The sequence below is a fragment of the Herbiconiux dendrobii genome (assembly GCF_052048175.1).
In the GTDB taxonomy this organism is placed as follows: Bacteria; Actinomycetota; Actinomycetes; order Actinomycetales; family Microbacteriaceae; genus Herbiconiux.
Genome location: NZ_JBLZQV010000004.1, coordinates 152,994 through 172,178 on the forward strand (window position 1 = coordinate 152,994; position 19,185 = coordinate 172,178).

Annotated in this window: 20 protein-coding genes; 8 read left to right on the top strand and 12 right to left on the bottom strand. The window is 69.3% G+C overall.

Going from position 1 to position 19,185, the window contains the following annotated elements; genetic code table 11:
* Window positions 1–25 precede the first annotated feature (25 nt).
* From ACN4JJ_RS13575 to ACN4JJ_RS13590, 4 genes are all read left to right on the top strand, one after another.
* The gene (locus ACN4JJ_RS13575) at window positions 26–748 is read left to right on the top strand and encodes a DUF4191 domain-containing protein (protein ID WP_440710424.1); all 723 of its coding nucleotides are present in this window, start codon (window positions 26–28) and stop codon (window positions 746–748) included.
* An 8-nt stretch (window positions 749–756) separates the two neighbouring features.
* Complete coding sequence (locus tag ACN4JJ_RS13580; protein ID WP_440710425.1) at window positions 757–1,167, top strand: RDD family protein; 411 nt, start codon at window positions 757–759, stop codon at window positions 1,165–1,167.
* A 150-nt stretch (window positions 1,168–1,317) separates the two neighbouring features.
* Window positions 1,318–2,742: a type I glutamate--ammonia ligase gene (glnA, locus tag ACN4JJ_RS13585; RefSeq protein ID WP_440710426.1), complete on the top strand. Its 1,425-nt coding sequence runs from the start codon at window positions 1,318–1,320 to the stop codon at window positions 2,740–2,742.
* 196 nt (window positions 2,743–2,938) lie between these two features.
* Entirely contained in the window at window positions 2,939–3,145 is a 207-nt protein-coding gene (locus ACN4JJ_RS13590; protein ID WP_440710427.1) for a hypothetical protein, read from the top strand.
* 34 nt (window positions 3,146–3,179) lie between these two features.
* Here the strand turns inward: ACN4JJ_RS13590 and ACN4JJ_RS13595 are convergent, their stop codons facing one another.
* From ACN4JJ_RS13595 to ACN4JJ_RS13610, 4 genes are all read right to left on the bottom strand, one after another.
* Window positions 3,180–3,413, bottom strand: coding sequence for a hypothetical protein (locus ACN4JJ_RS13595; protein ID WP_440710428.1), 234 nt, complete (start codon window positions 3,411–3,413; stop codon window positions 3,180–3,182).
* Window positions 3,414–3,506: 93 nt separating this feature from the next.
* Window positions 3,507–4,415 (bottom strand): Ig-like domain-containing protein, encoded by a 909-nt coding sequence (locus ACN4JJ_RS13600; RefSeq protein WP_440710429.1) that lies wholly within the window; start codon window positions 4,413–4,415, stop codon window positions 3,507–3,509.
* A 150-nt stretch (window positions 4,416–4,565) separates the two neighbouring features.
* Window positions 4,566–7,559 carry a bifunctional [glutamine synthetase] adenylyltransferase/[glutamine synthetase]-adenylyl-L-tyrosine phosphorylase gene (locus ACN4JJ_RS13605; protein WP_440710430.1) on the bottom strand — a complete coding sequence of 998 codons (2,994 nt, stop codon included), beginning with the start codon at window positions 7,557–7,559 and terminating at the stop codon, window positions 4,566–4,568.
* A 13-nt stretch (window positions 7,560–7,572) separates the two neighbouring features.
* Window positions 7,573–8,910 (bottom strand): glutamine synthetase family protein, encoded by a 1,338-nt coding sequence (locus tag ACN4JJ_RS13610; RefSeq protein ID WP_440710431.1) that lies wholly within the window; start codon window positions 8,908–8,910, stop codon window positions 7,573–7,575.
* Between the two features lie 56 nt (window positions 8,911–8,966).
* Here ACN4JJ_RS13610 and ACN4JJ_RS13615 point away from each other — a divergent pair, with 56 nt between their 5' ends.
* From ACN4JJ_RS13615 to ACN4JJ_RS13630, 4 genes are all read left to right on the top strand, one after another.
* Complete coding sequence (locus ACN4JJ_RS13615) at window positions 8,967–10,712, top strand: NAD+ synthase (RefSeq protein ID WP_440710432.1); 1,746 nt, start codon at window positions 8,967–8,969, stop codon at window positions 10,710–10,712.
* Between the two features lie 557 nt (window positions 10,713–11,269).
* The gene (locus ACN4JJ_RS13620) at window positions 11,270–11,647 is read left to right on the top strand and encodes a hypothetical protein (protein ID WP_440710433.1); all 378 of its coding nucleotides are present in this window, start codon (window positions 11,270–11,272) and stop codon (window positions 11,645–11,647) included.
* Window positions 11,644–12,663, top strand: a complete 1,020-nt coding sequence (locus ACN4JJ_RS13625; RefSeq protein ID WP_440710434.1) for an NAD-dependent epimerase/dehydratase family protein — start codon at window positions 11,644–11,646, stop codon at window positions 12,661–12,663. Before ACN4JJ_RS13620 ends, ACN4JJ_RS13625 begins: the two co-directional genes overlap by 4 nt.
* 64 nt (window positions 12,664–12,727) lie before the next feature.
* Window positions 12,728–13,018 (top strand): hypothetical protein, encoded by a 291-nt coding sequence (locus tag ACN4JJ_RS13630; protein WP_440710435.1) that lies wholly within the window; start codon window positions 12,728–12,730, stop codon window positions 13,016–13,018.
* A 16-nt stretch (window positions 13,019–13,034) separates the two neighbouring features.
* Here the strand turns inward: ACN4JJ_RS13630 and ACN4JJ_RS13635 are convergent, their stop codons facing one another.
* The 8 genes from ACN4JJ_RS13635 to ACN4JJ_RS13670 form a co-directional block, all read right to left on the bottom strand.
* Window positions 13,035–13,958 (bottom strand): RluA family pseudouridine synthase, encoded by a 924-nt coding sequence (locus ACN4JJ_RS13635; RefSeq protein WP_440710436.1) that lies wholly within the window; start codon window positions 13,956–13,958, stop codon window positions 13,035–13,037.
* Window position 13,959: 1 nt separating this feature from the next.
* Complete coding sequence (lspA, locus tag ACN4JJ_RS13640) at window positions 13,960–14,574, bottom strand: signal peptidase II (protein WP_440710437.1); 615 nt, start codon at window positions 14,572–14,574, stop codon at window positions 13,960–13,962.
* Window positions 14,564–15,220, bottom strand: coding sequence for a DivIVA domain-containing protein (locus ACN4JJ_RS13645; RefSeq protein ID WP_440710438.1), 657 nt, complete (start codon window positions 15,218–15,220; stop codon window positions 14,564–14,566). The genes lspA and ACN4JJ_RS13645 overlap by 11 nt, the downstream gene beginning before the upstream one ends.
* A 68-nt stretch (window positions 15,221–15,288) precedes the next feature.
* Window positions 15,289–15,594 (bottom strand): YggT family protein, encoded by a 306-nt coding sequence (locus tag ACN4JJ_RS13650; RefSeq protein WP_291052102.1) that lies wholly within the window; start codon window positions 15,592–15,594, stop codon window positions 15,289–15,291.
* Between the two features lie 7 nt (window positions 15,595–15,601).
* Window positions 15,602–16,084 (bottom strand): cell division protein SepF, encoded by a 483-nt coding sequence (locus tag ACN4JJ_RS13655; RefSeq protein WP_440710439.1) that lies wholly within the window; start codon window positions 16,082–16,084, stop codon window positions 15,602–15,604.
* A 39-nt stretch (window positions 16,085–16,123) separates the two neighbouring features.
* Complete coding sequence (locus ACN4JJ_RS13660) at window positions 16,124–16,807, bottom strand: YggS family pyridoxal phosphate-dependent enzyme (RefSeq protein ID WP_440710440.1); 684 nt, start codon at window positions 16,805–16,807, stop codon at window positions 16,124–16,126.
* Window positions 16,804–18,027: a cell division protein FtsZ gene (gene ftsZ, locus ACN4JJ_RS13665; protein ID WP_440710441.1), complete on the bottom strand. Its 1,224-nt coding sequence runs from the start codon at window positions 18,025–18,027 to the stop codon at window positions 16,804–16,806. The genes ACN4JJ_RS13660 and ftsZ overlap by 4 nt, the downstream gene beginning before the upstream one ends.
* Before the next feature lie 225 nt (window positions 18,028–18,252).
* Window positions 18,253–19,176, bottom strand: a complete 924-nt coding sequence (locus ACN4JJ_RS13670; protein WP_440710442.1) for a cell division protein FtsQ/DivIB — start codon at window positions 19,174–19,176, stop codon at window positions 18,253–18,255.
* Between the last annotated feature and the right edge of the window lie 9 nt (window positions 19,177–19,185).

Below are 19,185 nucleotides of genomic sequence, written 5' to 3' on the forward strand. Positions count from 1 at the left end.
GGCGCGACGAAGTATCCTAGGAGGCATGGCACGCCGCACCGAGAAGCCCCAGAAGGCCCCGAAGCCCCAGAAGGAGCCCGGCCGCATCAAGCAGATGTGGCAGGTCTTCAAGATGACCCGCCGCTACGACAGCAGCGCGGTCTGGATCATGGCCCTCGGCTTCGCCGTGCCCGTGATCGTCGGTGTGGCGCTCGCGCTGATCTTCTCGCGCGAGAACGTCTTCGGCCTGGTGATGTGGATCCTCGCGGGCGTGCTCGCCGGTCTGCTGGCCGCCCTCATCATCCTCGGCCGCCGTGCCGAACGTGCCGCCTACAAGCAGATCGAGGGCCAGCCCGGAGCGGTCGGCGCCGTGTTGCGCAGCTCGCTCAAGCGCAGCTGGACCGGCAGCGAGATGCCCGTGGCCGTGAACGGCAAGACCCAGGATGCGGTCTACCGCGCCGTGGGCCGCGGCGGCGTCGTGCTGATCGGCGAGGGCGCGCACTCCCGCACCACCCGCATGCTCGAAGACGAGCGCCGCAAGGTGCTGCGCATCCTGCCGAACGTCCCGGTCACCTTCCTGACGGTCGGCAACGATCCCGCAGACGTCCCCCTGCACCGAGTCGCCGCGAAGATGCAGCGCATCAAGCCCGCGCTCACCAAGCCCGAGGTGCTGGCCGTGAGCAACCGCCTCACCTCGCTCTCCAGCTCGCCGCTGCCCATCCCCAAGGGCATCGACCCGATGCGGATGCGCCCCCAGCGCGGCCGCTGAGCCGCCGCGTGACGACCTCCACCGGTGGCGCCGCCCCGAGCCAGTGGCCGGGCGAGCGCCTCGGTTTCAACCGCGAGGGCCACGGTTCCGTAGCCAGGCCGGGGCGGCGCATCGCCGGTCTGCTGATCGACTTCGCGGTCTGCTACGTGATCTACTTCGCGTTCTTCTTCGGCAACGACTGGGCGAGCCTGGTCATCTTCATGATCGAGCAGATCGTGCTGCTGGTCACTCTGGGTGGCGGCATCGGTCACCTCGTGCTCGGCATGCGGCTGGTGCGCCTGAACGGCGGCTACGCGGGCTGGTGGCGCCCGATCCTGCGCACCGTGCTGCTGGTACTGGTCATCCCGGCCGTCATCTGGGACTCCGATCAGCGCGGCCTGCACGACGTGTTCTCAGGCACGGTGCTGGTCAAGAGGTGACCCGTTCCGGGGTCGACCGGAGCCCACCGGAATCGGCCCCGTAACATCCCGGAAACAATGGCGTCACCGAGGGGTAATGGCCTACCTCTATCCTTGTGAGTGGTTACATCTGTAGCTTTTTCTGTTCCAAGCCATTTGGAGATCTCTCACATGTTCAGTGATTCTTCCGAGGTGCTCAAGTTCATCAAGGACACCGACGTCAAGTTCCTTGACATCCGGTTCACCGACCTCCCCGGTGTCCAGCAGCACTTCAACATTCCCGCCTCCACCGTCGACGAGGAGTTCTTCGCGGTCGGACAGCTCTTCGACGGCTCGTCGATCCGCGGCTTCGCGTCGATCCACGAGTCGGACATGCAGCTCATCCCTGACGTCTCCACGGCTTACATCGACCCCTTCCGGGCCGAGCGCACGCTCATCCTGGTCTTCGACATCTACAACCCGCGCAACGGCGAGATCTACTCGCGCGACCCGCGTCAGGTGGCCAAGAAGGCCGAGAAGTACCTCGCGTCGACCGGCATCGCCGACACCGCGTTCTTCGCCCCCGAGGCCGAGTTCTACATCTTCGACGACGTGCGCTACGAGATCACGCAGAACAAGAGCTTCTACGCCGTCGACTCCTCCGAGGCCGCCTGGAACACGGGCCGCGTCGAAGAAGGCGGGAACCTGGCCAACAAGACCCCGTACAAGGGCGGCTACTTCCCCGTCTCGCCGGTCGACCAGCACGCCGACCTGCGCGATGACATCTCGCTGAAGCTGATCGACGCGGGCCTCATCCTCGAGCGCGCCCACCACGAGGTCGGCACCGCCGGCCAGGGTGAGATCAACTACCGCTTCGACACCATGGTGCACGCGGCCGACGACATCCTGAAGTTCAAGTACATCGTGAAGAACACCGCGAACCTCTGGGGCAAGACGGCGACGTTCATGCCCAAGCCGCTGTTCGGCGACAACGGATCGGGTATGCACACCCACCAGTCGCTCTGGAACGGCAGCGAGCCGCTGTTCTACGACGAGGCCGGCTACGGCGGGCTCTCCGACCTCGCCCGCTGGTACATCGGTGGTCTGCTGAAGCACGCCCCCGCGGTGCTGGCCTTCACGAACCCGACGGTGAACTCCTACCACCGCCTGGTCCCCGGCTTCGAGGCCCCGGTCAACCTGGTCTACTCGGCCGGTAACCGCTCGGCGTCGATCCGTATCCCGATCACGGGCACCAACCCCAAGGCCAAGCGCATCGAGTTCCGTGCTCCGGATGCCTCGGGCAACCCGTACCTGGCCTTCGCCGCTCAGCTGATGGCGGGCCTGGACGGCATCCAGAACCGCATCGAACCGCACGAGCCGGTGGACAAGGACCTCTACGAGCTGCCGCCCGAAGAGGCCAAGAACATCCCGCAGGTGCCGGCGTCGCTCGGCGAGGCCCTCGACGCGCTCGAGGCCGACCACGAGTTCCTCACCAAGGGCAACGTGTTCACGCCCGACCTGATCGAGACCTGGATCTCGTACAAGCGGGAGAACGAGATCAAGCCGATCGCCCAGCGCCCTCACCCCTTCGAGTACGAGCTGTACTACGGGGTCTAGTCACGCACCGCTGATCTAGGGGATCGGAGCGTTCTTGCTCCCCCATGATCCGCAGGAATCCGCACGAGCCGCCAGGACATCCTGGACGACGGCTCGTGCGGATTCTGCGTTGTGCGGGCGATCCGGGTCCTCCGCCCCGTGCAGATTCCCGCCAGGGCGACGAGACTGGGACCACGGACGAACCGGAAGGATCACGATGAGCGACATCGGAGCAGACGACCTCGGCGACTGGGGCGAAGACCAGATCTACGAGCAGCTGGCCGCGGAGGTGGCCGAGCAGATCAGCGACAACGGCGGCACGACGGCCTCCGGTGTCGAGCTCGATCTGCAGACCGACGATCCCGAGTTCGTGATCGACTACGACCGCGTGCGGCGCCAGGCGAACGACATCCTCGGCGGCTGAGAAGCACCGTCTCCGTCTAGGCCGAGGCGAATGGTCAGCGCGCCGTCACCCGCCGAAGTCGCACCAGCGAGATCAGCACGAGGACGACGCCGATCAGCAGCAGGCCCAGGGTGCCCACCCTCGTCTCGCGCGACTCGGCGAGTCCGATGGTGGCGAGCCCGGCACCGATCATGGCCATGCCGGTGACGAGCGCGAGACCGAGCGCGAACAGGCGCAGGCGCAGACGGGTCACCGCACGCCTGGTCGGGGGAACGTGTACTGAGACCATGAGCATCCTCGCTCTCACTCGACTGGTGGATCTGCTGCGACTCTACCCACGGTCGACGGGAATGCGCGATGAATCGCGCTCGGGCGTGTCGCGTCAGGCCACGCGGCGGCGGTGAAGGATCAGGCCCGCTGCCACCAGCACGACCGCTGCGAATCCGGCCAGCAGCGCAGCCGACGAGGGTGCACCGGTGTCGGCGAGCCGCGATCCGGTGTCGGCTACCGGCGGCTCGGCGGGTGGCACCACGGCGGCTGCCGTGACGACGTATGTCGCTGGCAGGCTCGAGGATGCCGCATACATCGGGTCGCCGCTGTACTCCGCGGTGAGGGTCACGGAGCCGGCCGCATCCGGAGTCCACGGCACCTGCGCGGAGTTGGAGGAGACCTCCGACGAACCGATCAGGACACCGTCGTGGAAGAACGAGACCGTGCCGTAGACCGTGCCTTCGACCGCGGTGCTGACGACCGCGAAGAGCGCCGTCGGCTGGCCGGCCTGCAGCAGTCCGGGCGCCACGAGCACGACGGAGCTGCGACCGGGAGCGATCGTGACCGCGACCGGCGTGGCGGTCGATCCCGCTTGAACCGGGGGATCGCTGGGCACGAACTCCGCGCCCACCTCGTACACACCGGGCGCGAAGCTCGTGGCGAACGGCCCGTCGGGCCCGATGCCGCCGACGGTGATGTGGGCTTCGCCGTCGATCAGCGGATACTCGATCCCCCAGGGCAGCGTCCCCATGAAGACGCGAACAGAGCCTTCGCCCGGCGTCTCCGGGTTCGCCGTCTCCCCCACCGTGACGTCGAGGACGACCGGATCGCCGAACACGAGCTGCTCGGGCGTGCTCAGGGTGATCGTGGTCGCCGCCGGCGTCGGAACCACCGGAGCGGCCGCAGCGTCGTCAGCCGCCGAGGCCGGGAGCGCGCTCCCGAGGGAGAGGATCGCCGCACCGACGGTCGCCAGTGTGGCCAGGACAACCCGGCGGGTGCGAGAACGGGGCCGATCGTGCATGTCACTCCTCGAGACGGATGAGGGAGCGGGAGACCCCCGCCGCTCAGCATATCGGCCGCTGTTCGACGCCTGTGCAGCGAAGGATCACGATCGGATGACGCGACGCCTGATGGACGGATTACCGGCGGCGGGGGCTCCGCATGCGCGTCGTCACTGCCCGTAGAACAGGCGCTCGAAGACCGCGCGGGCACGGCGGGTGACGCCCAGGTAGTCCTCCTCGAGCTGGGTCGCCGAGCCGGGCGGGTACTCCATCAGCCGCGCCACGCCCTCGAGCTGGCGACGGTCGGTCGGCAGCACGTCCGAGGTCTTGTTGGTCCACAGCGTCATCGCCGAGCGTGCCCGGGAGGCGAAGATCCAGGCGTCGTGCAGCTTGCGCGCGTCGTCGTGCGAGATCAGGCCGGCGGCCTCCTCGGCGGCCAGCGCCTCCAGCGTCGACGTCGTGCGCAACGCGGGCACCCGTGACGCGTGCTGCAGCTGGAGCAGCTGCACGTACCACTCCACGTCGCTGAGCGATCCGCGGCCGAGCTTCAGGTGCCGCGCGGGATCGGCGCCCTGCGGCAGGCGCTCCTTCTCCACCCGCGCCTTGATCCGCTTGACCTCGCGGATCTCGGTCTCCGAGATGTCACGCGGGTAGCGCACGGTGTCGGCCAGCGCGTGGAACTCCTCGATCAGCGTGCGCTCCCCCGCCACCCCGTTGGCCCGCAGCAGCGCCTGCGCCTCCCAGGTGAGCGACCAGCGCTCGTAGTAGGCCGCGTAGGAGTCGATCGAGCGCACGGACGGCCCGTTCTTGCCCTCGGGGCGCAGATCCACGTCGAGGTCCAGCGGCAGCCGGGCGTCTTCGGTGAGCCGCCCGAGCTCGTTCACGATGAACTGCGCCACCGACTGCGCGGTCTGCTTGTCCACCCGCTGCGGCTTGTACACATAGAGCACGTCCGCATCCGAGCCGAAGCCGAGCTCGCCGCCGCCGTAGCGGCCCATTCCGATGATCGCGAACTCGATGCCGTCTCCCGAGGCCGGCGCCGCCGACTGCCGGATGACGGCGAGCGTGCCTTCGAGGTGCACCGTGGTGATGTCGGTCAGCGCCTTGCCGAGCTCCTCGACCGTGCACATCCCGAGGATCGACGAGATCGCCATCCGCAGCACCTCGCGGCGGCGGGCGGTGCGCAGGGCCATGGCGGCGGCATCCGGCGACTCGTGCCGGGCCACGATGGCCCGCGTCTCCTCTTCGAGCAGGGCGCGGGCGCGGGGACGCAGCTCCTCGTCGTTCTCCAGCCAGGCGGCGGCCTCGGGGATGCGCTCGAGCAGCTCCCCCACGAATCGCGAGCCCGAGAGCACCTGGGTGAGCCGGGCCGCCGCGCCCGAGGAGTCGCGGAGCATCCGCAGGAACCAGTAGGTCTCGCCGAGGGTGTCGGAGAGGCGGCGGAACGCCAGCAGGCCGTAGTCGGGATCGGCGCCGTTCGCGAACCACTGCAGCATCACGGGCAGCAGGGTGCGCTGGATGGCGGCCCGCCGCGACACCCCCGCCGTCATCGCGGCGATGTGCCCGAGCGCGCCGGCCGGGTTCACGAAGCCGATCGCGGCCAGCCGCGCCTCGGCCTGCGCGCTGGTGAGCGCCTGCTCGTCGGGCGAGAGCGCCGCCACCGCCGCGAGCAGCGGCCGGTAGAACAGTCGCTCGTGCAGGCTGCGCACGCGCACCTTGATGGCGCTCCAGCGGGTGATCAGGTCGGCGGCACTGGCGGCCAGACCGCTGCTGCGGGCCAGCACGCGCTGCTCGGGTTCGTCGCGCGGCATCAGGTGCGTGCGGCTTAGCTGGCGCAGCTGCAGCCGGTGCTCGAGCAGGCGCAGGATGCGGTAGTCCTGCGCGAACTTGACCGACTCGACACGGCCGATGTAGCCGGCATCGGCCAGGGCACCGAGCGCCTCGAGCGTGCTGCGCTGGCGCACGCTGTCGTCTTGCTGTCCGTGCACGAGCTGCAGCAGCTGCACGGTGAACTCGATGTCGCGCAGCCCTCCGGGTCCGAGCTTCAGCTGGTACTCGATGTCGGCGGCCTTGATGTGCTCGGTGACGCGCTCGCGCATCCGCTGCACCGACTCCACGAAGTTCTCACGCGAGGCGCTCGACCACACCTGGGGTGCCACGAGCCTCGTGTAGTCCTCCCCCAGGGCGAGGTCTCCGGCCAGCGGCCGCGCCTTCAGCAGCGCCTGGAACTCCCAGTTCTTGGCCCAGCGCTCGTAGTATGCAGCGTGCGACTCGAGCGAGCGCACGAGGGCCCCGGCCTTGCCCTCCGGCCGGAGGTTGGGGTCGACCTCCCAGAGGCCGGGCTCGAGGCCGGTCTCCCCGATGCCGCGCATCGTGACCATGGCGAGCCGGGTGCCGATCTCGATCGCCGTACTCGTCTTCAGCCCGGCGGCCTCGTCGCCCTCGGCCACGAAGATCACGTCGACGTCGCTGACGTAGTTGAGCTCACCGGCACCGGCCTTGCCCATGCCGATGATGGCGAAGCGGGTGGCGCGCACGTCGTCGACCGGGAACTGCCAGAGCCCGTGCCCCTTGGTCGACACCTCGGAGCGCGCCACGGCCAAGGCGGCCTCGAGGGCTCCGGATGCGAGGTCGGCGAGCGAGCGGGCGACCTGGTCGAGCCCGGCCACGGGGTTGGGCTGCTCGAGGTCGAAGGCGGTGACCCGGGCAAGCAGCACGCGATAGCGCACGCGCAGCGCGGTCCAGGCGTCTTCCCCGACGATGCCCGAGAAGCCGTCGACGGCCTGCACCGACTCGAGCAGCTCGCGTTTCGCGGTCTCCGCATCCGGAAGCTCGAGCGCACCCGCGTCGATCTCGGCCAGGCGGCCCGGATGGCGGGAGAAGAACTCGATCAGACCACCCGAGGCGCCGAACAGCCGGATCACCCGGGTGCGCAGCGCCTCCTCGCGGAGCACGGCGATCATCACCTCGGGCGATCGCTGCAGGATGCGCCCGATCCCGCGCAGGGCCTGGTCGGGATCGGCGGCCAGCTGGAACGCCGGCACGACCTCGGCCTGGGGCACGCCCGAAGCCTCTTCGAGCGCGCGCAGTTCGTCGCCGGCCCAGCCGAGCTCGGCGAAGCCGACCCGCGCCAGTTCGGTGAGCGTGGTCTTGGAACGAGGCATCAGCGCTGATCCGCTACAGCATCTCCAGGTTCGACTCGAGCTCGTACGGCGTCACCTGGGCGCGGTAGGCCTTCCACTCCTGCCGCTTGTTCAGCAACACGTAGTTGAACACCTGCTCGCCGAGGGTCTCGGCCACGAGCTCCGACTCCTCCATCAGGCTGATGGCGCGGTCGAGCGAGGCCGGCAGGGCGTCGTAGCCGAGCGCCTTGCGCTCCGCATCCGTGAGGCTCCACACGTTGTCCTCCGCCTCGGGCGGCAGCTCGTAGTTCTCCTCGATGCCCTTGAGGCCCGCGGCCAGCAGCAGCGAGTACGAGAGGTACGGGTTCGCCGCCGAGTCGATGGCGCGGTACTCGATTCGCGACGACTGGCCCTTGTTGGGCTTGTAGAGCGGCACGCGCACGAGGGCGGAGCGGTTGTTGTGGCCCCAGCACACGAAGCTCGGGGCCTCGTCGCCGCCCCAGAGCCGCTTGTAGGAGTTCACGAACTGGTTGGTGACGGCCGTGATCTCGGGGGCGTGCCTCAGGAGGCCCGCGATGAAGTTGCGGCCGATCTTCGACAGCTGGTACTCGGCGCCGGCCTCGTAGAACGCGTTGGCATCGCCCTCGAACAGCGAGAGGTGGGTGTGCATGCCGGAACCCGGATGCCCCGACAGCGGCTTGGGCATGAACGTGGCGTACACGCCCTGCTCGATCGCCACCTCTTTGATGACCGTGCGGAAGGTCATGATGTTGTCGGCCGTGGTGAGAGCATCCGCGTACCGCAGGTCGATCTCGTTCTGGCCGGGACCGGCCTCGTGGTGGCTGAACTCCACCGAGATGCCGAGGTCTTCGAGCATCCGCACCGAACGGCGGCGGAAGTCGTGCGCCGTGCCCCCGGGGACGTTGTCGAAGTAACCGGCCGAGTCGACCGGCTCGGGGCCTTCGGGCCCGTACTTCGACGACTTCAGCAGGTAGAACTCGATCTCGGGGTGCGTGTAGAACGTGAAGCCTCGGTCGGCCGCCTTCGCCAGCGTGCGCTTCAGCACGTTGCGCGGGTCGGCGACGGCGGGCTGGCCGTCGGGCGTGGTGATGTCGCAGAACATCCGCGCCGTGGGGTCGATCTCGCCCCGCCAGGGCAGGATCTGGAAGGTGGTGGGGTCGGGATGCGCCAGCACGTCCGCCTCGAACGAGCGGGTGAGGCCTTCGATGGCCGAGCCGTCGAATCCGAGGCCTTCGGCGAACGCGCCCTCGACCTCGGCCGGGGCGATCGCGACGGATTTCAGGGTGCCCACGACGTCTGTGAACCACAGTCGCACGAACTTGATGCCCCGCTCTTCGATTGTGCGAAGAACGAAGTCCCTTTGCTTATCCATCGGCGGAACAAACCCTCTCTCCGGCACCGGTTCATGCCCCTATTAGGCTAGTGGCTATGCCGAGACTTCGCTTAGCGTTGGCCCAAACCAACCCCGTGCTCGGGGACCTCGATTCGAACGCCCAGCAGATCGTCCGCGTGGCCGGCGAGGCGTCCCGTGCGGGCGCCGATCTGGTGGCGTTCGGCGAGATGTCGATCTCCGGCTACCCGATCGAAGACCTCGCCCTGCGGCCCAGCTTCCTCGCCGCCGCCCACGAGCGGATCGAGCTTCTGGCGCGCGAGCTGCAGGATGCCGGACTGGGCGATCTCCCCGTGATCGTGGGTCATCCCGACGGCCCGTTCGAGCCGCGCCTGCTCGGCACCAGCAACGCACCCACCGCCATCGCGCAGAACGCCGCGAGCGTGCTGCAGGGGGGCCGCGTGGTGGCGCGCTACGCCAAGCACCATCTGCCCAACTACTCGGTCTTCGACGAGTACCGCATCTTCATCCCGGGCGACGAGCTGCTGGTGCTGCGACTCAAGGGCGTCGACGTGGCGCTCATCATCTGCGAAGACCTGTGGCGCGACGGCGGCCCCGTCGGCCGGGTGCTGCACGCGGATGCCGGGCTGCTGGTCGTGATCAACGGATCGCCGTACGAGCGCGACAAAGACGAGGTGCGTCTCCCGCTGGTCACCCGCCGCGCGATCGAGACCGACACGATCGTGGCCTACGTCAACCTCGTGGGCGGGCAAGACGACCTGGTGTTCGACGGAGACAGCGTCGTGGTCGACCGTGACGGCTCCATCCTCGCCCGCGCGCCGCAGTTCGTGGAGCACCTGCTACTGGCCGACCTCGACCCGGAGGCCGCGACGGCTCCTGCCGACGAGCTGCCGGCCGATGTGCGACGGGTGGAACTGGGATCCGGAGCACCCGCCTCCTCGAAGCCCGAGCTGGCGCCCGACATCGCCGAACTGCCCGACGACCTCGAGCAGATCTGGAACGCCCTCGCGCTCGGCCTCCGCGACTACGTGGAGAAGAACCGCTTCCGCTCGGTCATCCTGGGGCTCTCGGGCGGCATCGACTCCGCCGTCTGCGCCTCCCTCGCGGCCGACGCGATCGGTGCCGACCGCGTGTACGGCGTGTCGATGCCCTCGCGCTACTCCTCCGACCACTCCCGCTCAGACGCAGACGACCTGGCGGAGCGGATCGGGCTGCACTTCCGCACCGAGGCGATCGCCGACCTGGTGATCCCCTTCGAGACCCAGCTCGGACTCACGGATGTCGCGGCCGAGAACCTGCAGGCACGTGCGCGCGGAGTGCTGCTGATGGGCCTGTCCAACCAGGAAGGCCACCTCGTGCTCACGACCGGCAACAAGAGCGAGCTGGCGGTCGGTTACTCCACCATCTACGGCGACGCGGTGGGCGGGTTCGGGCCCCTGAAGGACGTGCCGAAGATGCTTGTGTGGGAGCTGGCGAAGTGGCGCAACCGCCACGCCGCCGCGCGGGGCGAGACCCCGCCGATTCCCGAGAACTCGATCTCGAAGCCGCCCTCGGCCGAGCTCCGGCCCGACCAGACCGACCAGGATTCGCTGCCCGACTACGACGTGCTCGATGCCATCCTGGAGGCGTACATCAACGGCGGCCTGAGCATCGGCGAGATCGTGGAGCTCGGGTTCGACGCGCCCACCGTCGAGCGCATCACGCAGCTGGTCGACCGGGCCGAATGGAAGCGGCGGCAGAGCGCCATCGGGCCGAAGATCTCGCGGACGGCGTTCGGACGCGACCGGCGTCTACCCATCACCTATCGGCCTTCCGCTATTTGAGTCGGTCGGCGGCCGGTTGGGCTGCCGCGCGCTTCGCACTTGCCCTCGATGGTCGGAGGCTGATGTCGGTGGCTGCTGATTGAATCATTCTCATGAACCAGTCGAGGGTGGTGTTCACCCAAACCCGGTACACCCCACCAGTCCAGAGGCCCTTACGGGCACCACCGGACGAACGCACCCACCCTCCGCACCACTACGTTCGACGCCGCCGACTCCACCCGCCAGACCGCGACCACGGCCGCCCGTCGAGATCTTCGGCGCGCTCTCCGACCCACCACCGAGCCCACCCGACTACGATCCACCTCCGTTCTGAGCACCCGATGCCACCGCGGGCGTGGCGTGCCCTGGATCGAGAGGACAGCTGCCGACACGGCACCCGATGCCACCGCGGGCGTGGCGTGCCCTGGATCGAGAGGACAGCTGCCGACACGGAAGGAGGATCTGCCGACGGCGAACGACGACGCAGTGCCGGAACCGGCGGCGGGCTCGCACTGTCGGATTGGCGGCGCTTGTCAAGCGCATAGGCGAACCCGGCACAGCGGCCTAGCGTGAGCATCATGATGCACATCACCTACGCGCATAAATCCCTGATCGTCGGTGATGAGGCGGGAACGCTGATCACCGAATACGCCGCCGCCCTCGCCCGGGCCCTGTCGGCCGACACCGTCACCCTGCGCGCCATCGGCGCCGACGGCGACGACGTGGAGGCCATCTTCGTGCTCGACTCCGGCACCGTGCTGATGGCGGAGACCGCCAGCACGAGCGTGGCCGAGCCCGACAATGCCGAGGCGATCGCCTACATGCAGGAGAAGACCCGGCTGCTGAACACCCCTCAGCGTGCCACCCCGTTCAACGCCGAAGAACTGCAGCAGGAGCGCGACCTCGACCACGGACCGTTCGACGACGGCCCGGCTATGTCGACACCCACCCCGTGAAGATCGTCGTGGTCGGCGCCTCGGGCAATCTGGGCACGGCGCTTCTGCGCCGCCTCGCCCACGAGCCGGGTCTGGAACGGGTCGGCGTCTCCCGCCGACCGCCCGCTCCAGAGGCCGAGCCCTACCGCGGTGTGGCGTGGCATCCGATCGACATCTCCGCCGACGACGCGCCGGCCCGGCTCGCCGCCGTCTTCGCCGGAGCGGATGCGGTCGTGCACCTCGGCTGGGCCCTGCAACCCAATCGCCACGAAGAGGTGATGGCGGCCACGAACGTGCGCGGCACCCGCGCGGTGCTCGCCGCCGTGGCCGTGGCGGGGGTGCCGCACGTGCTGCTCGCCTCCTCGGTGGGCGCCTACAGCGTCGGCCCGAAGCACCGGCGGGTGAGCGAGGACTGGCCCACCGGCGGCGTGCAGACCTCGCACTACGCCCGCCACAAGGCCATCAACGAGCGGGCGATGGATGCCTTCGAGCGCGCGCAGCCCGACGTCGTGCTCACCCGCCTGCGCCCGGGCCTGGTCTTCCAGCCCGACGCCGGGCGCGAGATCGCGCGCCTGTTCGCCGGCCCGCTGGTGCCCGTGCGCGCACTGGGCCTGCTCCGGTACCTGCCCGCGCTGCCCCTCCCCACCTCGCTGATCTCGCAGGGCGTGCACGCCGACGACGTCGCCGACGCCTTCTGGCGCGCGATCGAGCGCCGGGCCGGAGGGGCGTTCAACATCGCGGCCGAACCCGTGCTCGGTCCCGCCGAGGTGGCGGCCGCCCTCGGGGTGCCGCGCACGGTGCCGATCCGGCGGGAGGTGGTGCGCGCACTCGTGGCCGTCAGCTGGCGGTTGCACCTGCAGGCCACCGATCCCGGCTGGATCGACCTGTCCACCTCGATCCCCGTGATGTCGACCGCCCGCGCCCGCACGGTGCTCGACTGGCATCCCACCGTGAGCTCCACCGACGCCCTCCGCTCCCTCGTCGACGCCTTCGCGGGCGATCGCGGGCTTGCGGCCTCACCGCCACTCGGCGGCTGATCGTTCTCCCGCCCCCATCACCCCCACGGCGGCCACCGCCGCACTCCCACGAAAGGAACACACCATGGCACTGGAACTCGACCGCACCACCTTCGAGCACCGCGGTCTCACCTACACGCTGAGCGGAGGCGAGCCCGAGTGGGCGATCGAGCGCGACGGACGCACCCTCGGTCACCTGGTCATCAAGTCACCGGCCGGCGAGGAGGGCGAGCCGGTCTACACCATCCGCCACCCCGACGGCAGCGAGGGCAACACCGAAGGCAGCGACTGGGAGCAGATCGTCAAGGCGTTCCTCAACGACGTCGATCCCGCCATCGCGGAGCCGACCAGCGGGTCGACCGGCGCCTCCCAATAGCTGACCGCGGCCGGCCTCAGTCGTTCTGGACGATGTCCAGCGCGTGCTGCAGGTCGGCCGGGTACCGGCTCTCGAACGACACGTACTCCCGGGTCTCCGGATGCACGAAGCCGAGCTTCATGGCGTGCAGCCACTGTCGGGTGAGCCCGAGCCGTGCCGAGAGCACCGGGTCGGCCCCGTACATGGCATCGCCGACGCACGGATGCCGCTGGGCCGCCATGTGCACGCGGATCTGGTGCGTACGCCCGGTCTCGAGATGGATCTCCAGCAGCGTCGCCGCCCGGAACGCCTCGAGCGTCTCGTAGTGCGTCACCGAGGGCTTGCCCGCCGCGGTCACGGCGAACTTCCAGTCGGACTTCGGATGCCGCCCGATCGGCGCGTCGATGGTGCCCGCGAACGGATCGGGATGCCCCTGAACGAGCGCGTGGTAGATCTTGTCGACCTCGCGGTCGTGGAAGAGCCGCTTGAGCCAGGTGTAGGCGGCCTCGCTCTTGGCGACGACCATCAGGCCGCTGGTGCCCGCATCCAGCCGGTGCACGATGCCGGCTCGCTCGGCCGCCCCGCTGGTGGCGATCCGGTAGCCGGCGCCGGCCAGGGCACCGAGCACCGTCGGACCCTCCCACCCCACCGAGGGATGAGCCGCCACGCCCACGGGCTTGTCGATCACGATGATGCTGTCGTCGTCGTAGACGACCTCGAGTTCCGGCACGACGACCGGCACGATGCGCGGTTCCTCGCGCGGCGACCACTCGACCGAGAGCCAGGTGTCGCGACGCAGCTTGTCCGACTTGCCGACGACACGGCCGTCGACGCTCACGCCACCGGCATCGACCACCTCGGCTGCGAAGGTGCGCGAGAAGCCGAGCAGCTTGGCGATGCCGGCGTCCACACGCGAGCCGTCGAGCCCGTCCGGAACCGGCAGGGTGCGGGATTCGGCCACGTCAGGCCTGTTCGCGATCGCCAGGCTCGGCCACGGCATCCGGAGCGGTGCTGCCGGCGAGCGGAGCCGAACTGTCGGCATCCGGTGCGGCGGCGACGGTCTCGGGCTGCGACCTCGTGCCGTCCAGACCGATCCCGCGGATCGTCAGGATGAGGAACAGCACCATGGCCGCCGTGATCGACACGTCGGCGAGGTTGAAGATCGCCGGCAGAAGCGGGATGGTGAGGAAGTCGATCACGTGCCCCTGGCCGAAGCTGGGCTCCCGGAACAGCCGGTCGATCAGGTTGCCGATCGTGCCGCCGAGCAGGAGCCCGAAGACCCAGGCCCAGGCGAACGAGCGGATGCGCCGCGCGAACCAGATGATGAACACCGTCACGGCGGCGGCGAGGATCGAGAAGATCCAGGTGTAGGCGTTTCCGATCGAGAAGGCCGCACCCGAGTTCTTCACGAAGTGAAATTGGATGAGGTCGCCCACTACGGGGACGACCTCACCCAATTCGAGGTTCTGAACCACCAGGTACTTGGCGATCTGGTCCAGGGCGATCGACGCGGCTGCGACGATCGCCAGGACGATCAGTACCCGGGGGCGGCCTTTCGAGCGGGAGCTATCCGCCAAAGCCGCTGAAGCCGGCCGACGAAGGAGCCTTCTCCTCGGCCGGGGCCGAGCTCAGTTCCTTCAGCTGGTCTTCGATGTAGGTCTTGAGACCGGCGCGGTAGTCCTTCTCGAAGGTGCGCAGCTCGTCGATGCGGTGCTCGATGCCGGCCTTCTCCTGGTTGAGACGGGCCAGCTCGTTGCGCTGCTTGGTCTCGGCCTCGGCGACGATGCGCGCGGCCGTGGCGTGACCTTCGGCGATGAGGGCGTCGCGCTTGTCGGCACCCTCCTTGACGTGCTCGTCGTGCAGGCGGCGGGCCAGCTGCAGCAGGTTCGTGGTCGAACCGGTCTCGTCGTCGACGTCGGAGGTCGAGGTGGCGACGGGTGCGGCCGGAGCAGCGGCGACGGGCGCGGGTGCCTCGGCGACGGGGGCCGGAGCCTCCACGACCTCTTCGGCGGCCGGAGCAGCCGGAGCGGCGGAGACCGGAGCGGGAGCCGCAGACGAGCCGGACTCGAGCTGAGCCTTGAGCTCCTCGTTCTCCTGCGTCAGACGGCGGAGCTCGACGACGACCTCGTCGAGGAAGTCGTCCACCTCGTCCTGGTCGTAGCCCTCACGGAACTTGGTCTGAGAAAATCTCTTGTTAACAACATCTTCCGGAGTTAACGCCATGGTTTCCACCTTTATTGCATTGACAGACAGGGATAACGCGGTGCGTTCTTCTCAGGATACATGGGCACTCACGCGGAGCGCACGAATCCCGCCACCGAGAGACACACGATCACCAGCAGCATCGTGATGCTCCAGCCGAAATCGAGCGCGATGGCGCCGACGCGCAGCGGCGGGATGATCCGGCGGAAGAAGCGGATGGGCGGGTCGGTGACCGTATAGGCCACCTCCGCCACCACCAGCAGTGCTCCGGTCGGCCGCCAGTCACGGCGGACCGTCCGGAGCAGGTCGAGGATGAATCGACCCCACATCAGGAAGAAGTAGAGCAGCAGAGCGAAATAGACGACGGTCGCGATGATGGCGACGAGGGAACTCACTCAGTAATTATGACTGCACGAAGAAGGAGGACTCTGCACGAGCCTCCCCGCCGGCGTCGCCGGAGACCGCCACGTGCGACGGCGAGAGCAGGAAGACCTTGCTCGTCACGCGCTCGATCTTGCCGTAGAGACCCTGCGAGAGGCCGCCGGCGAAGTCGATCAGGCGGCGCGCGTCGGCATCCGTCATCTGCGACAGGTTGATGATCACCGGGATGCCCTCGCGGAAGTTCTCGGCGATGATCTGCGCGTCCTTGTACTGCTTGGGGTGCACGGTGAGGATTTCGTTCATTTCAGCAGGAGCCACATTCTTCGTCTGCGCGGGCTTGCGGAGCGGGGTGACCGGCGCGCGGGTGGCGGCGGGCTGGGGGGCGGCCTGCGGGTGCGGCACGGGGGCGACCGGGGAGGAGGCCGGCGCGGCGGGAGCTTCGTATTCGAGCTCTTCGTCGGCGAGTCCCAGGTACACCATGGTCTTGCGAAGCGGGTTGGCCATCAGATCCTCCGGTTGCGGTTGCGTCTTCCTCCCCCGAGATTAATCGCGCGGCGGCCGATTTCCGGTGATTGCCGTGCCGATCCGCAGGTGTGTCGCGCCTTCGGCCAGGGCTTCGGCGAAGTCGTGCGACATCCCGGCCGAGATGAACCGGGCCGAGGGATCGAGCGCACGCACGCCCTCGCTGAGGCCCCGCAGGCGCGCGAACGCCCGTCGCGGCTCCTCCTCCAGGGGAGCGACCGCCATGACGCCCAGAAGGCGCAGACCCGGGGCGGCGAGGATCTTCTCGGCCGTCGGCAGCGCATCGGCGGGTGCGGCTCCCCCGCGTGCGGGGTCGTCGGTGAGGTTGATCTGGAGGAAGCAGTCGGTGGGCGGATCGCCGTCGGCGGGCATCGCCAACGCGGCCACAACCGCCTCCCGGTCGATCGAGTGGATGACCGAGGCGTATTCCCGCACCTGGCGGGCCTTCTTCGACTGCAGCTGCCCGACGAAATGCCAGGTGGGATCGAGGTCGGCCAGCTCGGCGGCCTTCTCGCGTGCCTCCTGGTGCCGGTTTTCCCCGAAGTCCCGGATGCCGAGGGCGTGCAGCTCGCGCACGAGCGAGGCGGGGTGGAACTTGGTGACCGCGATCAGCGTGACCTCGGCCGGATCGCGATCGGCCGCCCGGGCGGCCTCGGCGATGGCGGAGGTCACCCGGGCGACGCGCTCGGCGAGTTCGGAGCTCACTTCAGGAAGTCGGGGACGTCCAGGTCGGAGTCGTCGTCTTCGGAGGCCGGGTCCAGCGCGACCGAGCCGGCGAGGCCGAGGTCGCTCTGAGCGCTGCTCTGCCACGACGGCTGCGCGGCGGGAGCGGCGGCCGGAGCCTCTTCGGCCGGCTCGGCCTTCTGCTCGCGACGCAGGGTGGCCGTGGCGGCGCCCCCGCGGCCGAACGGGTCGACCTCTTCGGCCGCGGCGGCGAAACTGCCGCGTCGCGACTCGGCCGGCGTGTTGGAGTTGGGCTCACCGCCGTCGAAGCCCGCGGCGATGACGGTGACGCGCACCTCGTCGCCCAGGGTGTCGTCGATCACGGCGCCGAAGATGATGTTGGCCTCGGGGTGCACCGCATCCTGAACCAGCTTGGCGGCGTCGTTGATCTCGAAGATGCCGAGGTTCGAGCCGCCCTGGATCGACAGCAGCACGCCGTGCGCGCCGTCGATGGAGGCTTCCAGCAGCGGGCTGGCGACGGCCAGCTCGGCCGCCTTGATGGCGCGGTCGGCGCCCCGCGAGGAGCCGATGCCCATCAGCGCGGAGCCCGCACCCTGCATCACCGACTTGACATCGGCGAAGTCGAGGTTGATCAGGCCGGGGGTGGTGATGAGGTCGGTGATGCCCTGCACACCGGCGAGCAGCACCTGGTCGGCCGTGGAGAAGGCCTCGAGCATGCTGATGCCGCGGTCGCTGATCTCGAGCAGGCGGTCGTTGGGCACCACGATGAGGGTGTCGACCTCGTTCTTCAGGGTGGCCACGCCGTCCTCGGCCTGGGCCGCGCGGCGCTTGCCCTCGAAACCGAAGGGCTTGGTGACTACACCGATGGTCAGTGCGCCGATCGACTTGGCGATGCGGGCGACCACGGGAGCGCCACCGGTGCCGGTACCGCCACCCTCACCCGCGGTGACGAAGACCATGTCGGCCCCGGCGAGGGCCTCCTCGATCTCCTCCGCATGGTCTTCGGCGGCACGGCGACCCACCTCGGGGTCGGCGCCGGCGCCGAGGCCGCGGGTGATCTCCCGGCCCACGTCGAGCTTCACGTCGGCGTCGCTCATCAGGAGCGCCTGCGCATCCGTGTTGATGGCGATGAACTCGACCCCGCGGAGGCCGAGCTCGATCATGCGGTTGACGGCGTTCACGCCGCCACCGCCGATGCCGACGACCTTGATCACGGCGAGGTAGTTCTGGTTTGAAGTCACGTCCGGCCTCCGCTGGATTTCCCGGGCTGGAAACTCTAAAGTTCAGGTTGAAAGTTAAAGTTATTCCGAGTAGGTATTTACTTGATCTGACGGTACGCGAGGATGCCCCCGCAGCAGCCGCGCCGCGCCGCGTGTCGCGATCCCCTCGCCCGATATCCGCCCACCCGTCACTGCGTCCCGTTATCCGGGCCTCAAAGCGGGACCAGGTGACGGGTCGGCGGAGGCTCAGCGCACCACGGGGCTCGCGGGGCTCGAGACGTCGTACTGCACCGGGGACGCGGGGTCTTGCGTGGCGATCAGGCGGGCCAGGATGCGCGCCTTGAGCTCGCTGTCGTCCGGGCTCCCCCACACCACGCTCTGGCCGGCGCCGGTGAACACGAAGGTCACACTGTCGGGAGTCGTGCCCGCGATGCGGTCGACCTGCCCCAGGATGTCGTCGGGCAGCGAGGTCAGCACCGCGGCGGCGGCCGTGAAACCCCGGCTGCCGATCTCGGTGCCGGTGAGGTCGAGCACCGGGAAGCCGGCGATCCGCTCGCCCGACTGCTGCACGGTCACCCCGGCGGCGTCGAGCAGGTCGAAGCCGGTCGCGGTCTGCACCTGCGCCACGGGCCGGCGCTCCACCAGCTTGATCGCCAGTGTGTCCGGCGGGCGGGCCTCGACGGCGTACGAGGCGATCAGCGGATACTGCGCCAGGTCGCGCTCGATGGCCCCGTAGTCGACGAGGGCGAGCGGGCGGCCGAGCTGGTCGTCCAGACTCGCAGTGACGGCGGCGGCATCCAGTCGCGAGGTGCCCTCCACCGCGATCGTGCGCACGGCCAGCAGCGGGGAGTACGCCGCCAGCAGCACGACCAGCACCAGCCCGGCGAGGGTCGCACCGGTGATCAGCCAGGCGAGGCGGCGCCGGCGCGAACGCTGCGTGAAGCGGCGCGACTCGGCGCGCTCGTAGCGGCGGCGCGAGCGGGTGGCCTTGCGCAGTTCCCGGCGGGCGTCCGGGCTGTACGGATCGCCAGGGCCGGGTGCTCTCGGCGACGCGGAGGCGGGCGCCGGGGAACCGGGCGCGGGCTTCTTCGGCAGCCGTTCGACCGGAACGGTGTCGGCCTCGCTGGCCGGCGCCGACGCCGGCGCCGGCTTCGCCGGGCGGGGCGTCACCGTCTCTGG

Bases quoted from the DNA above. Each gene is read 5' to 3' on its own strand.
- ACN4JJ_RS13575 (WP_440710424.1), top strand. From the start codon at position 26: ATGGCACGCCGCACCGAGAAGCCCCAGAAGGCCCCGAAGCCCCAGAAG.
- glnA (WP_440710426.1), top strand. From the start codon at position 1,318: ATGTTCAGTGATTCTTCCGAGGTGCTCAAGTTCATCAAGGACACCGAC.
- ACN4JJ_RS13590 (WP_440710427.1), top strand. From the start codon at position 2,939: ATGAGCGACATCGGAGCAGACGACCTCGGCGACTGGGGCGAAGACCAG.
- ACN4JJ_RS13595 (WP_440710428.1), bottom strand. From the start codon at position 3,413: ATGGTCTCAGTACACGTTCCCCCGACCAGGCGTGCGGTGACCCGTCTG.
- ACN4JJ_RS13600 (WP_440710429.1), bottom strand. From the start codon at position 4,415: ATGCACGATCGGCCCCGTTCTCGCACCCGCCGGGTTGTCCTGGCCACA.
- ACN4JJ_RS13605 (WP_440710430.1), bottom strand. From the start codon at position 7,559: ATGCCTCGTTCCAAGACCACGCTCACCGAACTGGCGCGGGTCGGCTTC.
- ACN4JJ_RS13610 (WP_440710431.1), bottom strand. From the start codon at position 8,910: ATGGATAAGCAAAGGGACTTCGTTCTTCGCACAATCGAAGAGCGGGGC.
- ACN4JJ_RS13615 (WP_440710432.1), top strand. From the start codon at position 8,967: ATGCCGAGACTTCGCTTAGCGTTGGCCCAAACCAACCCCGTGCTCGGG.
- ACN4JJ_RS13620 (WP_440710433.1), top strand. From the start codon at position 11,270: ATGATGCACATCACCTACGCGCATAAATCCCTGATCGTCGGTGATGAG.
- ACN4JJ_RS13630 (WP_440710435.1), top strand. From the start codon at position 12,728: ATGGCACTGGAACTCGACCGCACCACCTTCGAGCACCGCGGTCTCACC.
- ACN4JJ_RS13645 (WP_440710438.1), bottom strand. From the start codon at position 15,220: ATGGCGTTAACTCCGGAAGATGTTGTTAACAAGAGATTTTCTCAGACC.
- ACN4JJ_RS13655 (WP_440710439.1), bottom strand. From the start codon at position 16,084: ATGGCCAACCCGCTTCGCAAGACCATGGTGTACCTGGGACTCGCCGAC.